This window comes from Filimonas zeae (assembly GCF_014641615.1).
Classification (GTDB): Bacteria; Bacteroidota; Bacteroidia; order Chitinophagales; family Chitinophagaceae; genus Filimonas; species Filimonas zeae.
In genome coordinates this window covers 102,676-117,202 of sequence record NZ_BMIB01000002.1, presented here as the reverse complement: position 1 = coordinate 117,202, position 14,527 = coordinate 102,676, and the positions used below count along the sequence as shown (strand labels likewise).

General features: G+C 46.7%; 12 protein-coding genes. 6 read left to right on the top strand and 6 right to left on the bottom strand.

Annotated elements, in window-relative coordinates; genetic code table 11:
• The first annotated feature begins 3 nt into the window (after positions 1 to 3).
• Together IEY13_RS07335 and IEY13_RS07330 are read left to right on the top strand one after the other, a co-directional pair.
• Positions 4 to 1,443 (top strand): RagB/SusD family nutrient uptake outer membrane protein, encoded by a 1,440-nt coding sequence (locus tag IEY13_RS07335; protein WP_188951337.1) that lies wholly within the window; start codon positions 4 to 6, stop codon positions 1,441 to 1,443.
• Between the two features lie 25 nt (positions 1,444 to 1,468).
• Positions 1,469 to 2,914, top strand: a complete 1,446-nt coding sequence (locus IEY13_RS07330; protein ID WP_188951336.1) for a TlpA family protein disulfide reductase — start codon at positions 1,469 to 1,471, stop codon at positions 2,912 to 2,914.
• Positions 2,915 to 3,171: 257 nt separating this feature from the next.
• Here the strand turns inward: IEY13_RS07330 and IEY13_RS07325 are convergent, their stop codons facing one another.
• Complete coding sequence (locus IEY13_RS07325; protein WP_188951335.1) at positions 3,172 to 4,206, bottom strand: pectate lyase family protein; 1,035 nt, start codon at positions 4,204 to 4,206, stop codon at positions 3,172 to 3,174.
• Between the two features lie 249 nt (positions 4,207 to 4,455).
• Positions 4,456 to 5,832, bottom strand: a complete 1,377-nt coding sequence (locus IEY13_RS07320; RefSeq protein WP_188951334.1) for a rhamnogalacturonidase — start codon at positions 5,830 to 5,832, stop codon at positions 4,456 to 4,458.
• A gap of 123 nt (positions 5,833 to 5,955) precedes the next feature.
• On the opposite strand from IEY13_RS07320, the gene IEY13_RS07315 reads away from it, so the two are divergent.
• From IEY13_RS07315 to IEY13_RS07305, 3 genes are all read left to right on the top strand, one after another.
• Positions 5,956 to 6,942 (top strand): DsbA family protein, encoded by a 987-nt coding sequence (locus tag IEY13_RS07315; protein WP_229687776.1) that lies wholly within the window; start codon positions 5,956 to 5,958, stop codon positions 6,940 to 6,942.
• 129 nt (positions 6,943 to 7,071) lie between these two features.
• On the top strand, positions 7,072 to 8,505 hold the full coding sequence (locus tag IEY13_RS07310; protein WP_229687775.1) for a glycoside hydrolase family 28 protein: 1,434 nt from the start codon (positions 7,072 to 7,074) through the stop codon (positions 8,503 to 8,505).
• 126 nt (positions 8,506 to 8,631) lie between these two features.
• Positions 8,632 to 9,525, top strand: a complete 894-nt coding sequence (locus IEY13_RS07305) for a DUF4421 family protein (protein ID WP_188951333.1) — start codon at positions 8,632 to 8,634, stop codon at positions 9,523 to 9,525.
• On the opposite strand, the gene IEY13_RS07300 is transcribed toward IEY13_RS07305, so the two are convergent.
• Together IEY13_RS07300 and IEY13_RS07295 are read right to left on the bottom strand one after the other, a co-directional pair.
• The gene (locus IEY13_RS07300; RefSeq protein WP_188951332.1) at positions 9,522 to 10,685 is read right to left on the bottom strand and encodes an NAD(P)-dependent alcohol dehydrogenase; all 1,164 of its coding nucleotides are present in this window, start codon (positions 10,683 to 10,685) and stop codon (positions 9,522 to 9,524) included. The genes IEY13_RS07305 and IEY13_RS07300 overlap by 4 nt on opposite strands.
• A gap of 84 nt (positions 10,686 to 10,769) precedes the next feature.
• Positions 10,770 to 11,651 carry a helix-turn-helix domain-containing protein gene (locus IEY13_RS07295; RefSeq protein WP_188951331.1) on the bottom strand — a complete coding sequence of 294 codons (882 nt, stop codon included), beginning with the start codon at positions 11,649 to 11,651 and terminating at the stop codon, positions 10,770 to 10,772.
• Between the two features lie 62 nt (positions 11,652 to 11,713).
• On the opposite strand from IEY13_RS07295, the gene IEY13_RS07290 reads away from it, so the two are divergent.
• A complete protein-coding gene (locus tag IEY13_RS07290; RefSeq protein ID WP_188951330.1) occupies positions 11,714 to 12,781 on the top strand; it encodes an NAD(P)H-dependent flavin oxidoreductase in 1,068 nt (355 codons plus the stop codon).
• A 14-nt stretch (positions 12,782 to 12,795) separates the two neighbouring features.
• Here IEY13_RS07290 and IEY13_RS07285 read toward each other — a convergent pair whose 3' ends face one another.
• Both IEY13_RS07285 and IEY13_RS07280 read right to left on the bottom strand, forming a co-directional pair.
• Positions 12,796 to 13,653 (bottom strand): alpha/beta fold hydrolase, encoded by an 858-nt coding sequence (locus tag IEY13_RS07285; protein ID WP_188951329.1) that lies wholly within the window; start codon positions 13,651 to 13,653, stop codon positions 12,796 to 12,798.
• Positions 13,650 to 14,522 carry a helix-turn-helix domain-containing protein gene (locus IEY13_RS07280; protein ID WP_188951328.1) on the bottom strand — a complete coding sequence of 291 codons (873 nt, stop codon included), beginning with the start codon at positions 14,520 to 14,522 and terminating at the stop codon, positions 13,650 to 13,652. Before IEY13_RS07280 ends, IEY13_RS07285 begins: the two co-directional genes overlap by 4 nt.
• Positions 14,523 to 14,527: the final 5 nt, after the last annotated feature.

The following is a 14,527-nucleotide window of genomic DNA, read 5'->3' as shown; positions in this document are numbered from 1 at the left end:
CAAATGAGAAAAAGATACTATACCGCAGTACTGTTGTTTGTTATACTCGGCCTTACTGCCTGTAATAAATATACCGATATTAACCCTAAGGGTAAAAATCTGCTGAACACCGCAGCCCAGCTGGAATACCTGCTGAACTACAGCTTTAACAATGCCTCTGCGTTTGATTTCCGGAATATGGCAACGCTGGATAACGACTCGTATGTACAGATGAAAACCCTTACAGATATTATTAAGGGTACAAAAGACTGGAGTTATGTTTTAACCACTTATGATACTACGGTAGACAGGGCGGCCCTGGCTACTACAGATGGATTATATTCCGGGCTTTACTCTGTTATTTCTACCCGTTTGAATGTGATATTACAGCAGGCGGCCATAGTTACAGACAACCCGGCCAAAGTAAGGCAGTTGCAGGCAGAAGCCTATATTTTACGGGCTTACCTGCATTACCTGCTGGTAAATGTGTATGCCAAAGCCTACGACCCTGCTACCGCCGCCAGTGATGGAGGCATAGCTTATATGGACAAGATTAATTTTGATGAGCTGGCGGTAAAAAGCACGGTACAGCAGGTGTATAACCATTTACTGGCCGATGTGGATGCCGCTTTTGCATTGAATGCATTGCCGGAGGAACCCGTTAATACATTACGCGCAGGCAAAGGCTTTGCATTTGCGGTAAAGGCCCGTATTTTACTTTCTATGCGCAACTACACAGGTGCGTTAGCGGCAGCTGATTCTGCTCTGTTATATAATAACAGGCTGGAAGATCATGTAAACTTTTTAAGCGTAGCAGACGGAGGCAGCGGGGATGGTATTATATACAGAGATGGCATTAATGCAGCAGATAACTATTTTTATGCGGTACGGCTGTATTACGACCCCTCGTGGAGTATGGCCACAGCAGAATCATCCCAATACTACGAACCGGGAAATATCATGCGTTATTATACGGATGCTTATGATACGGCTTATGGATTAGAGGCGTACACCCAAACCAAAGGAACGCTGCTGTGGTATAGTTTCGATTACCAGTCAAACGCTTCGGGCCTTACCACTTCGGATGCGTATCTGATAAAAGCAGAGTGTTTAATACGTGCCGGTAAAATTGCAGCAGCTATGGATGTACTGAACGCCATACGTGTAAAGCGCATACGCCCGGCAGATTACCAGCCGCTTACCGCCGCAGATGCTGCTACAGCTATGAATTATCTGAAAAGGCTATCGCGTACAGAGTTTATGTTTAGCTGGAAAAATTTTGTAAACCTGAAACGCTGGAATACAGAACCGGCTTACAGCGAAACTATTACCCGCACTGTTACTCCGGAAGGAAGTACAGGCCCCGTATACACTTATACGCTGAAGCCGGGATCGAAACTGTGGATTTTTCCTTTTCCGCAAAATGCCACTAACTATAACCTCAACCTTACACAGAATTACTAACCGGCAATTGTTACAATAAAAAGTTATGAAGAAGACAGTATTTACCAGTGTGGCCGCATTGCTGGCCCTGATAACACACGCCCAGAATAAACGGGGATATGAAAATCCGATTGTAACCCAATTACAATCCGTAACAGATACTATACAGCTGCAGCAGCAGGTAGATTCTTTACTGGCGGTTGCCGATGAGAATAACTACCTGAGCGTATACCAGTATTATATGCAAAAGAAAAGCGCCGCTAAAGCAGAGGCGGTTGCTGCGGCGGCAAAGCAGCAATGGCCCCAGGGCCGGTTTGCTGCTTTGGAAGCTGCAGAAGTTTTGCAGCGGGAGAAAGATCCGGTAAAAAAAGCAGAAGGGTATGAAAAAGCGATCCGGGAATTTGGCCCCAATGGGTTTGAGTTTACCGCCTGGGATTTGGCAGGTGAGGCGGCTGAGCGGGGAGACAAACAGAAAATGTTGTATTACGCCGGAAAGATGAATCAGACATCTAACACTGCGTTATATGCCAGCCTTGCGTATAAGCTGGCAGCCAAAGACCCGGCAGGGGCACTGCCTTTGCTGAAAACCGCTATAGATACCATAAAAACGGAGGTGGATGCTTTGCCCGCAGAGCCAGCTAATGCAGCAGCGGGAAGCAGGGGGCAGCGCACACGGAATAATTACTGGTATTACACCGCAGCCTACGCACAGTCGTTAACCAGACTGGGCCGCGCAACCGAAGCCTGGCAAGCGGTAGCCTCTTTATATGATACGGCTAAAAACTGGCAGATACTGGGCGCGGCTTATGTGGATGCTGCCATTGCTACCAGGCATTATGCAGAGGCGCTGCCGGTGGCAGAGAAAATGATAACCGAAGGCATCAGCACCCCGGAAATGCAAACAAAGCTGAAAGAGGCATACACGGGTGCCAAAGGTTCTGCGGAGGGCTTTGATAGTTATACCGCTACGCTTACCCAAAAGAAAGCCAGTGCGTTTAATGAGCAGATACTGCGGCAGGCCATTAACAAGCCTGCCAAAGCATTTACCCTGAAAGATGTGAATGGTAACACGGTATCGTTGGAGGCATTAAAGGGTAAGGTAGTGGTACTGGATTTCTGGGCTACCTGGTGCGGGCCTTGCAAAGCCTCTTTTCCTTCCATGCAGATGGCGCAGAATAAATACAAAAACGATAAGGATGTTCAGTTTCTGTTTATACATACGCTGGATAAGGGGGATGGAAACCCCACTGCCGCTGCGGCAAAATATGTGCGGGATAACAAATATGATTTTCAGGTGCTGATGGATTTGCGGAACAAAGAAACCGGTAAAAGCCCTGTGTGCGATGCCTACGGCATTACCGGCATTCCTACCAAATTTATCATTGATAAAAAAGGCAATATCCGGTTTGAAGTATCGGGCTTTGGGGCTGATAGTGAAAAGGCGGTTGCAGAAGTGGCAGCCATGGTAGAGTACGCACGTAAAAACAGTTAAACTATAAAAGAGTACAAATTACTAAGAAGAACCCTGTAGCGGCCGCTTTTAAAGTAGCAGCTTTGCCTGCTAAGTTTGTTGTTGATAAAAACGGAAATATCCGTTTTAAAAACACCGGCTTTGTGGCAGAGGACGAAATAAGTACGATGGTGGAGCTGGCAGGTATCTTATATAAATAACGGTGTCTCCTGGTTTTTACAAACGCAGGAGACACCTGTTATTCTTCACCAGTTGCAAGTCCGGTTTACTATTGTGTATTATTTATTACCTGCACCTAATGTTACAGTGGTTTTAATAGCGGAGCCAGTGTGCGGGCTGTAGCTGTAGGGGCGACTGAACGGTGAGGAATAGTTGGTTGCCCACGTTGGGTAAGAAGAATTGATAAGCACATTACCCGTCCAGGTAAGCTGATACGCTACACTGGTGGAGCTTCTGGCATCTGACCACAGGCGGGCCTGATTTTCAAAGCAGTTATTCTCCACTAAAATGTGCGAATTGTTGCCTACGCCTACGTTATAAGAATCGTTATTAGAGCCGTAGTAGTTGTTATACACGTGTACGTAACCGAATCTTACGCGTGGCATGCGTTGGTTAACGCCATTGTCGTACCAGTTGTGGTGCAGCGTTACGTGTAGTTTGCCGGCATCGGTAGTTACGTTATCGCCATTGCCAATAAGGTTAGAAAACTGGTGTGTGGTAACAGCTGAATAATAGAAGCGGCACCAGCTAACGGTTACGTTATCAGCACCTCTTACAATATCCAGGTTGCCATCGGCTCCATCGAATATATTACACTTGTTAACAAATACTTTGGTGCTGCCGGAAATTTCAATGGCATCGCCGGTTCCGGCACCTGTGGGGTTGCTGATGTTGAGGTTTTGAATAATAACGTTGGTTACATTGTCAACCTTTACATTGCCGATAATGGAGGAGGCGGTGGTGGCACCTACAATGGTTTTATTGGAAGCGATGGATACAGGAGTGCTGCCCAAATTAAGACTGCCGCTAACGGTGATGATTTTAGCTCCGGATGACTGAGCCTGCGAAATAAAGTTAGCCGCAGTGGTTACTGTTACAGCAGTGCCGCCAGCACCACCGGTGGTGCCCTGTGCAAACCCGTTGGCGGTGGCTACGGTAAAGGCCAGTGCACTTACGTTGCCGGTAGTGGCAGAAAGTGTGTTTATAGAAAGCTGATCTGCCTCAGCAGCTACCTGGTTTTTAGAACAGCTGCTGATAAAGGCAGATAATGATATTGCGCTGATAGCAATCGATAGAGATTTGGTTAGTTTCATGTTTTTCATTTTGAAATGTGGTGGAATGGCAATAGGTGAAGAATCGTTAGTTCAAGTATGCTCTTAGATAAGTGTTATGGCTACGCTTATGTGAAATTAACTGATTTGTGATACGGTTTTTACATTTGAAAAGCACCGTGAAAAAAATGAAACAAAAACAGCCTGCTCCCAAATGGGGCAGGCTGCCTTGTTTGTTCTGTATGAACGGTTTATATGTTTTGTAACACTGCTGTTGGGCTACAGTGCCTGTTAGTAGCGCTTTTCGCCGTTGATGGTAACATTCTTCAACTGAAAATTCTTTATAATAGAAGTGTCTATATTCAGTTGTTTGTTGGCTTTAATGGTCAGATTTTCAAACGTAAAGTTCTGTAACTGATATTCAAAAGCATTGGTGTTGGCCTGTTTATCTGCAATGCCTACATTGAAAAAGTTGTTACATTCCAGCCGGATATTGCGCATGGTTACGTTTTTGCTGTAGGAGAGGCGTGTGGCTTTTTCTCCCTTCAGATCAAAGAACTGCGTCCAGGGGCGTATGTATAAAAAGTTTTCAACGCCGGTGCCTTCAATATCTTCTACCAGAATGTATTCATAGTCCTGTGGGGTATCGGGGCGCATCTTTAACCACAACAGTCGCTCTACATGGTTCAATTTAATGCGGCGCAGTATAATGTTGCGGTTGTGGATAGATTCGCTGCCGCAGGTGAGTGCACCGTGGCAGAAGCCGTAGGTACAATCTTCAATAATAATGTTTTCGTTGCCGCCGTTATTGGGGTCTTTATCTGCCAGTGGGCCTTTGCCGCCTTTCAATGCTACTGCATCATCGTTAACAGACATGTAGCAGTTTTTAATCAGAAAGTTTTTACAGCCATCAATATCTACCGCATCCGTACTGGGGGCTTTTACCGGTGCTTTGGGGGAGTAGATAAACAGGTTCAGCAACTTTACGTTTTCGCATTTGTAATAGTGGCTGGTCCAGAAAGGAGCGTTGATGAGTCTGATGTCAGACACCTGTACATTCCGGCTGTTGGATACATACAGCAGCCGGGGCCGCATTTCATCCATATTGGTAGTTTTGGGATTAAACTCTCTGCGCAGCCAGAATTGTTTCCAGTAGCGCAGTCCGTTACCATCCAGCGTGCCTTTGCCGGAAATGGTAAAGCCATTGAGGCTGTCTGCATTTACCAGTGCAGTAAAGTACTTCAACGTCTGGCCTTCCATACGTGTTAAACGGATAGGGAAGTTGCTGATGTCATCGCTGCCTTTTAATCGCGCACCTTCTTCCAGGTGCAGGTGGGTGCCTTGTTTAAAAAAGAGCGCACCGCTGAGGAAGGTGCCTTTAGGTACTACTACCACGCCGCCACCGCTGGCAGCAGCCTTATCAATTACTGCTTGTATTTTTTGAGTTTGAATAACGGTACTGTCTTTAGTAACACCATAGACAGTAATGGAGTAACGTTTGCCCAGTTTGCTGATATCCGTTGGTGTGTTTTTACTGAACCATTCAGGTATAGCCGTACCATCCGGAAATACCTCCTGAGCGGTTGCGCGTTGGTGAAGGCCAATAGGTACCAGGAACAGGGCTAAGAACCAGTTTTTTCTACGGAACATGGAATCGTTTCTTTTCATATTGGTGGTCATCTTTTTCTGACTAATTGTGCATATGATGCGCGATGTTGACATTTGTGCAAAATAGTAAAGAATCTGGCTTAGCTGTCCTGCTCAGCTACCGGCCGGAAAATGGGTTCAACAATGGCTGTAAAATTGCTGACGGTGTTTGTATCTGCTGGCCTGCTGGGGTGCCATGCACAAAAAGTAAAAACAATGGGAAACAATGTAAATGCATTGATTTGCGATGTGGAAAAAGGTGTATGTGAAATGCCAGGGGCAGTTGCCACGGCTGATTCCGGCGTTATTAAAACGGGGGAGAAGCCTGTTAAGATTATTTATTTTACCGACCCCATCTGTTCTTCGTGCTGGGGGATAGAGCCACAGTTGCGGAAGCTGAAGCTGGAATATGGGCATGGTGTGGATATAGAATACAGGATGGGCGGCCTGCTGCCCGACTGGAGTTATAACAGTGGCGGTATCAGCAAACCCTCAGATGTAGCATCGCACTGGGATGAGGCAAGCCGGTATTACGATATGGCTATAGATGGAGATGTATGGTTGACCGATCCGCTGGATTCTTCTTATCCGCCTTCCATAGCTTTTAAGGCTGCTCAGTTACAGGATGGTGTTAAGGCGGTTGCCTTTTTACGGGTAATGCGCGAAAAAGTGTTTCTGCAAAAGAAAAACATTGCTAAATGGGAACATATAGCGGCTGCTGCTGCGGAAGCAGGGCTGGATGTGGTGCAGCTGAAATCTGATTTTGAGGGCAAAGCAAAACTGCTTTTTGAAGAAGATTTGAAACTGGCCGGGAAGCTGATGGTAAGAGGCTTTCCTTCTGTGTTTGTAACAGACGGTGCAGGCAATACTGAATTTGTGTACGGCTTCAAGCCCTATGATACATTTGTGAAAGCCGTTGAAAAGATGGGGCAGGGCGCCGTGAAAAAGCACAACTACCCCAAAGACTGGCAGAGTTTGTTTGCAAAGTATCCTACGCTTACTTTACGTGAATTTGCTGAACTGGCTGGCATAGCTAAAGAAGAGGCGCTGAAGGTACTGAACCTGCATGAGCAGGAAGGTGCGTTGAGCAAGCTGGTAACAAAAAACGGTAACCTCTGGATACGCCGGTAGTATCCCTTCCCCCAATAATAACAGCAGGGCAGATAAGGATTTAACAGCTTGCGCTTTTTACTTTCCGGTATTTTAGCAGTCTCACTGCTGTTCAGATATGGAACTATGTAACGAAAGCTGATTTTCAATATGAAACAAACAAGAAAGTTATCCTTATTGCTTGCCCTGCCGCTTTTAGTAACTGCTATGGCCCTTATGCCGGGCGATGCCCCTAAGGTGTGGACCAGCGCCAGCGAACCTTTACAGGAAATTGAACAGATTAGAAAAGAGATAAAAGCGCCTGTGTTTTCAAAAAAGGTGTTTGATATAACTGCTTATGGTGCAAAAGGAGATGGGGTAACGGATAATTCGGCTGCTTTTAAAGGTGCTATAGAAGCCTGCAATACCGCGGGTGGCGGGCGGGTGCTGGTGCCGGAAGGAAAGTTTTTAACCGGCCCCATTTACCTGAAAAGTAATGTGGAGTTGCACGTAACTGAAAACGCAACCATCGTATTCAGCCGCAACACCAAAGATTATCCGCTGGTGCTGGCACGTTGGGAAGGGATGGATTGCATGAATTATTCGCCCCAGATTTATGCTTACCATGAAGAGAATATAGCGGTTACCGGAAGTGGTACGCTGGATGGCAATGCCTCTAAGGAATACTGGTGGCCCTGGAAAGGCCGCACACAGTATGGCTGGGTAAAAGGCGCGCCCTCGCAGCAGCCGGCAAGGGATACATTACACGTAATGATGCACAACCGCGTAGCGCCGGAGAAAAGAATATTTGGAGAAGGGCATTATCTGCGCCCTTATATGCTGCAACCGTACCAGTGCCGTAACATTCTTATTTCGGGGGTTAAAATGATTAACTCGCCTATGTGGTTTATAAGCCCGGTAATGTGTGAAAATGTTACTGTGGAGCATGTACAGATAGACTCTCACGGGCCTAATACAGATGGCTGCGACCCGGATGCCTGTAAGAACGTATTAATCAGAAACTGCTTTTTTAATACCGGAGATGATTGTATTGCCATTAAATCGGGCCGCGATGAGGATGGCAGGCAATATGGCAAACCTGCTGAAAACCACATTATAGAAAACTGTACGTTTAAAAACGGACATGGCGGCGTGGTAATTGGCAGTGAAATAGCCGGTGGCGCCCGTAACATATATGCTGTTAACTGTAAAATGAGCAGCCCCGACCTGGATAGAATACTGCGTATTAAAACCAGCTCATCCCGCGGGGGCACTATTGAAAACGTGTTTCTGAAGCATATTGAAGTAGGTACGTACAAAGATGCGGCTATTACCTGCGATATGTTTTATGAAAACCCGGGCAATTTTATGCCGGTAATACGCAATATATGGGTAGAGGAGCTGAACGTGGCCAACGGTGGCAACTATGCTGTGGCTATTAATGCGTACCAGCAATCACCCGTACAAAACCTGCGGTTGGTGAACTGTAATATAAAGGGCGTAAAAACACCGGTGAAGATTAACTTTGTGAAAGGGATGCAGTTGACAAATGTGAAGGTGAATGAAGCATTATTTACACTGCCAGATTCACTTTCGGCTAAATAACACGGTGTAAACCGTTTCACCAACTGCTGTAACCGTTAGTTCAGCGTTAAATTTGGCCGTTGGGGCTATAATAACCGGGCACAGTGCCGGGCAGAAGGTATTTTTGCCCGGCAATTTTGTATATACATGAAATCCGTATACCGCTTTTTACTGGTAACTACAGGTTTGTTGCGTGGCGCGGCTGCACAAAAGGCAGATACGGCCTATGTGGCTGCTTACCCCTGGCACAGAATGCTCACTGTTTTTGTGGCAGACAATTCTATTCAGGTACAGCGTGGTAACAACCGCTATATGCCTAATAACCGTATGAACGTGGGTGTAGGGTATCTGGTTCACAATACGGTAATTAATCTGCGTGCCGGGGTGGGTTTAATACCGCTGCGGGGCAAACAATATGGCAGCACCCAATCGTTAGATCTGCAGGCACACCGCTACGGCCGTAAAATAGTGCTGGATGTGTTTTACCAGCGATACAAAGGCTATTACGAACAGCTGAAAAACCGGGAGATAGTGCTGCACCCCGATGTGTTTGTAAAGCAGGTGGGTATGGAAGCTGCCTATTTATTCAATAGCAAAAAGTTCTCTGCCAAAGCCGCGTTTGAACAAAGCGAGATACAAAAACGCTCTGCAGGTAGTTGGGTTATGGGCGGCGGTATATATTATTACCGTATTGGTGATGATAAAAATGTACTGAACCAAACTGCCCGCGAACGGGTGAGCAACCTGCAACTGGGGCTGAATGGTGGCTACGCCTACTCGTGGGTTGCTGGTACCCATTGGCTGTTAACCGGCATGGGTACTGCAGGTATGCATGTAGGCAATGAACCTGGGTTATTGCGCAAAGGAAAGTTGCAGGTATACCCCACTGCACTGGGCCGCTTTGCCGTAAGCTACCACCGTGCCGCGTGGGGTATGAGTTTGCTTTCGCTGGTACAGAATAATGTGGTGTACCCCGAAAAGGACAATAAGTTAATGCTGAGTGCTGTGAATTTACAGGCTTCTTATGTGAGGCATTTTTAAAAAGTAGCCGCATCAATCACATACCGGTAACGGGCTTCTTTGTTCATTACTTTTAACCATGCATCGTTAATTTCTTCCGCTTTAATAATCTGTATCTGGGGCAGTATATGGTTGTCTGCACAGTAATGCACTACCTCCTGTGTTTCGGGTATGCCGCCAATAAGTGAGGCATTGAAGTTTACGCGACTGTTGGCCAGGCCAATGTTACTGAGTGTAAGTTCAAAACCTACAGGCATGCCTACCTGTGTGTAGTGGCCACGGGGCTTTACTACTGAAGCGTAAGCAGCCACATCGTACTGCGCGGGTATGGTAGATATCATATAATCCAGCTTCTTTTTATAGGGCTTTAGCTTAGCTATATCATCCACCACAATTGCTTCCTTTGCTCCAAAAGCCAGAATGTCTTTTACTTTATCGGGTGAGGTGGTAAAGGCGTACACTTCTGCACCTTTAGATACGGCCAGTTTTACAGCCAGATGGCCCAGGCCCCCGATGCCTGCAACACCCACTTTATCGCCGATGTTAAAGTTGGCGTTTACCAATGGAGAGTAGGTGGTAATGCCGGCGCACAGCAGCGGGGCGGCTTCTTCTAAACGGATATGATCTGGTATGCGTACCGCAAAATGATCTCTTACCACTATGTTATTGGAATAGCCACCCTGACTGATGCCGGAGGGGGAAGTTTTATCCGGGTACCCATACGTAAAAATGGTGGCGTTGTTATCGCAGTAATGCTCTTCGCCGTGGGTGCAGCTATCGCAGGTCATACAGCTATCTACCATACAACCAACGCCTGCACGGTCGCCCACTTTAAATTTGGTTACGTTTTTACCAACTGCGGCAACAATGCCTGCAATTTCGTGGCCGGGTACCTGTGGGTACTGTTGCTTGCCCCAGTCGCCCTTCATCTGGTGAATATCCGAATGGCAGATGCTGGCATATTTAATATCTATCAGAATATCATTATCGCCCACGGGTCTGCGTTCAAACTGCCAGGGACTTAATTTGCCCGATGCATCTTTAGCGGCATAGCCTTTCGATGGAATGTTGTTGCTCATGCTATGTATCTTTTTGCTTTGTGAAAAAAGTGCTGAATGGCTGGCAAGCATAAGGCCTGCACCTGCCAAAGCAGATTGCTCAAGAAATGTTCTTCTTTTCATCAGTAATTACTTTGATTACTGCGCACAAAGTTACTCAGGCACTATGCCGGGCGTTAACAATAATCAAACGGATGGTTAAGGAAATCAAACTTTGTGGGTGGCCCGGAATGCGGTAGGGGCAATGCCGGTAAAACGTTTGAAAAAGTTGTTGAAATAGGTGGGGTACTCAAAGCCCAGCGAGTAGGCAATATCAGAAATAGTCCAGTCTGTATGCTGCAACAGGGCTTTGGCTTCGCTGCTGATTCTTTCTGTAATATGGGTGGTGGTGGATTTGCCGGTTACTTCTTTTACTGCCCGGTTGAGGTAGTTAATATGCAGTGCCAGATTTTTAGCGTAGTCCTGTGCGGTTTTTAGCTGCAGTGGTTTATCTGTGCTTTCAATAGGAAACTGGCGTTCCAGCAATTCCAGAAACACGGCAGCAATGCGGGAAGCAGCGTTGCTGCTGGTATGGTAGTTTTCTGAGGGCTGTAACTTCAGGGCCTCATGAATAATCAGGTGAATGTAATTGCGGATAAGATCGTCTTTATAAGCATATTCAGTCTGTTGTTCCTCTATCATTTTCTGAAAAATGGTATTGAGAAACGTGCGCTGACTTTCGCTGATGTTTAATATAGGGGTACCGCCGATTTTAAAAAAGGGTGATTTTTGCAGGCTGTCTGAATGTGCTGAAAGTTTTAGAAAATCTTCTGAAAACAGGCAGGTGTAACCCACGTAATGGGTGGACATTGTTTGCCAGGAATAGGGAATATGCGGGTTGCCGAAGAACAGCACGGTGCCATTGGTTTCAAAACTTTTGTCGGCATAATTAACAATGCTATGCCCGGTGGTAAGGCATATTTTATAAAAGTCTTTTCTGCTGTAAATACGGGTAGCGGCACCGTCTGCTTCAATAGCAAATACATTAAAGCCTTTCAGTTTAAGCTCGTTGTTGAAGGAGGATACGGAACGTGCCGTTTTCGTTTTCATGGTACGAAGTTAAGAATTTCAAATAATTCCTACTTTTACTCCTCACTACAAATGACAGCACCATGTGGAAGAACACAGTCATCTCCCGTTTATTGAATATTGAGTATCCTGTACTGCTTGGCCCTATGGGCGGCGGTTTTTCTACCCCGGAGTTAACTGCTGCCATATCCAACACAGGAGGCCTGGGCAGTTACGGTGCGTATACTTTAACGCCGGAGCAGCTGTTGCAGGCGGGGCAGGCTATTCACCAGCTAACCAGTAAACCTTTCAATATAAACTTATGGGTATCGGATGTAGATGCCTCGCTGGCCGCTGTTACCGCAGAAAAGATAGCAACAGTACAGGCATTGTTTAAGCCCTATTTTGATGAATTAGGGGTACCTGTGCCGGAGCTGAACCCGGTAATACCTTCTAAGTTTGAACAGCAGGCAGAGGCGCTGCTGGAAGTTAAACCGGCTGTATTCAGTTTTATATTTGGTGTTCCTGCGGCAGAGATACTGCGGGAGTGCAGAAAGCGACATATTGTTTGTGTGGGGGCAGCCACCACCGTGGAGGAAGCGGCCTACCTGGAAGAAGCGGGAGTGGATGCAATTGTGGCTGCCGGTTTTGAGGCCGGGGGGCACCGGCCTTCTTTTTTACGTGGGGCAGATGATTCGCTTACCGGCCTGCTTTCGCTGGTGCAGCAGTTAAAAGCGCGGGTAAGGGTGCCGGTAATTGCTGCCGGTGGTATTGCCAATGGCAAAAGTATTGCGGCAGCATTAACGGCGGGTGCCGATGCGGTGCAACTGGGAACTGCTTTTCTGGCCAGCGACGAATCGGCAGCATCGCCTTTGCATAAAAGAATATTACAAACAGCTGCGGCACAACATACCGTTCTGTCAAAATCGCTTACCGGCAGAATGGGCCGTATGATTCATAACCGCATTGCGGCAGACATCAGTTACGCCACAGAGGTGTTACCCTTTCCGCTGCACAACCGTTTTCTGGGGCCGCTGAAAGAGGCCGCTGCAGCACAGGGCCGCGCTGACCTGGTAAACCTGTGGGCCGGCCAGAATGCCGTAGGCATAAAGGCCAAAGGCGCCGCTTCCATTATGCGCGGCCTGATAGCAGAAGTAAATGAGTTGTTGTAGCAGGTAGCACCACCTTACTTTACATACCGGCTGATAAGTTGTGCTACATGGGCATGATGCTCTTCCAGCAGAAAATGCCCGCCATTCAGGTGAAAGATGTTAGCCTGTGGCAGGTCTTTTTTGTAAGCATCTGCACCGGCAGCAATAAACATGGCATCGTTTACGCCCCATATTATCAAAGCTTCGGGCTGATGTTCTCTTAAATACTGCTGCCACTCATCATACTTAGCTACGTTGCTGCCATAATCGCGAAAAAGCGCCAGCTGAATATGGTCGTTGCCTGGCCTGTTAAGGTAATACTGATCTATAGCATAACTGTCCGGGCTTATGGTTTGGGTATCTTCTGCACCGTTGAGGTATTGCCACCGGGTTGCTTCGGGGGTAAGAAAAAAGCGGGCCTGGGCTTCATGCTCCGCATCGGGGTGGTGAATGTAATCCGTTAAAGGTTCCAGAGCAGCGCCTAAACCTTCCAGATAGGCGTTGGCATTTTGAATAATAAAAGAGCGGATGAGTTGCGGGCGGCGTGTGGCTATTCTGAAGCCGATGGGGCCACCGTAATCCTGTATGTACAGGTGAATGCCGGTAAGCTGCAGATGATCTATAAAATGCTCCACGGTGGTGGCCAGATTGTCGAATGTATATGCGTAGTTGCTGGTATCCGGAGCACTGCTCTGGCCAAAACCCGGATAATCGGGTGCAATAATATGATAGCTGCCTGCCAGGTGTGCTATCAGATTGCGGAACATATGGGAAGAAGAAGGAAAGCCGTGCAGTAGCAGCAGTGTAGGATTCGAAGAATTGCCGGCTTCGCGGTAAAAAATATGCAGCCCATCAATAGCGGCGGTTTTGTAGTATATCTTTTCTGTGTTCATATTGTTGTTTGAGGAATGGATACAATGGTTTTATTAAAGAGGTATTTTTTGATTTCGGTGAAGTTTCTGCCCGCCGTTTTTTTGAAAAACTTACTGAAGTGTGCATTGTCGTTAAAGCCCAGGCTATATGCCACTTCCTTCATAGTAGCGCCCGTAAGCCTGGCCTGGCGTACCGCCTCCAGTACAATCCGTTGCCGGATAAGGTTACCGGCTGACTGGCCGGTAGCCCGCCGGATGGTATCGTTTAAATGATTAGGCGTTATAGATAGCAGGGCTGCATAATCTGATACTTTTTTGTTGGTTTTAAAATGCTGCTCAACCAGCAGGTTAAACTGATTTACCAGTGCAAACCGGAACGAAACATCTGTATGGCACAGGTAGTTGTTTATTTTACGCATCATGTGAAACAGGAAGATGTTGAGAAAGGCGCTGAGCATGGGCATTTTAAAATCATGTTCATGACTAAACTCCTGCATCATCATTTCGCACAGTTTTTTGCTTTCTTTCAGAAAGGGATCTTCTATCTGCATTACCTTACCGGTAAGCACCAGTGTTTGAAAGGCAGAAAAGCAGGAGTAGTTAAATTCGCCATCGCTGCTGTATAGCAGGGTTCTGCTGAAGCGGATAATATACCCTTCCGATTCTTTTTCAATATGGGTTTGGCAGTTTCTGCTGGCGCTGGTGCAGTAAAGGTGATTACTGTTCAGCAGTACCCGTATTTCTTTGTCGTGTACAACGGCTTTTCCGTTTAATACCAGAAACATCTCAATAATTTCATCTTTAGTGTTGTTAGTGCTGGTAGTAGTAGCCTTTTCTGTCAGCGGATGTATACTGAAGAAGGCAGGTTGTTTGGTAATTGGTAAAGACATGGCAA

Bases quoted from the DNA above. Each gene is read 5' to 3' on its own strand.
- IEY13_RS07335 (WP_188951337.1), top strand. From the start codon at position 4: ATGAGAAAAAGATACTATACCGCAGTACTGTTGTTTGTTATACTCGGC.
- IEY13_RS07330 (WP_188951336.1), top strand. From the start codon at position 1,469: ATGAAGAAGACAGTATTTACCAGTGTGGCCGCATTGCTGGCCCTGATA.
- IEY13_RS07325 (WP_188951335.1), bottom strand. From the start codon at position 4,206: ATGAAACTAACCAAATCTCTATCGATTGCTATCAGCGCAATATCATTA.
- IEY13_RS07320 (WP_188951334.1), bottom strand. From the start codon at position 5,832: ATGAAAAGAAACGATTCCATGTTCCGTAGAAAAAACTGGTTCTTAGCC.
- IEY13_RS07315 (WP_229687776.1), top strand. From the start codon at position 5,956: ATGGCTGTAAAATTGCTGACGGTGTTTGTATCTGCTGGCCTGCTGGGG.
- IEY13_RS07310 (WP_229687775.1), top strand. From the start codon at position 7,072: ATGAAACAAACAAGAAAGTTATCCTTATTGCTTGCCCTGCCGCTTTTA.
- IEY13_RS07305 (WP_188951333.1), top strand. From the start codon at position 8,632: ATGAAATCCGTATACCGCTTTTTACTGGTAACTACAGGTTTGTTGCGT.
- IEY13_RS07300 (WP_188951332.1), bottom strand. From the start codon at position 10,685: ATGAAAAGAAGAACATTTCTTGAGCAATCTGCTTTGGCAGGTGCAGGC.
- IEY13_RS07295 (WP_188951331.1), bottom strand. From the start codon at position 11,651: ATGAAAACGAAAACGGCACGTTCCGTATCCTCCTTCAACAACGAGCTT.
- IEY13_RS07290 (WP_188951330.1), top strand. From the start codon at position 11,714: ATGTGGAAGAACACAGTCATCTCCCGTTTATTGAATATTGAGTATCCT.
- IEY13_RS07285 (WP_188951329.1), bottom strand. From the start codon at position 13,653: ATGAACACAGAAAAGATATACTACAAAACCGCCGCTATTGATGGGCTG.
- IEY13_RS07280 (WP_188951328.1), bottom strand. From the start codon at position 14,522: ATGTCTTTACCAATTACCAAACAACCTGCCTTCTTCAGTATACATCCG.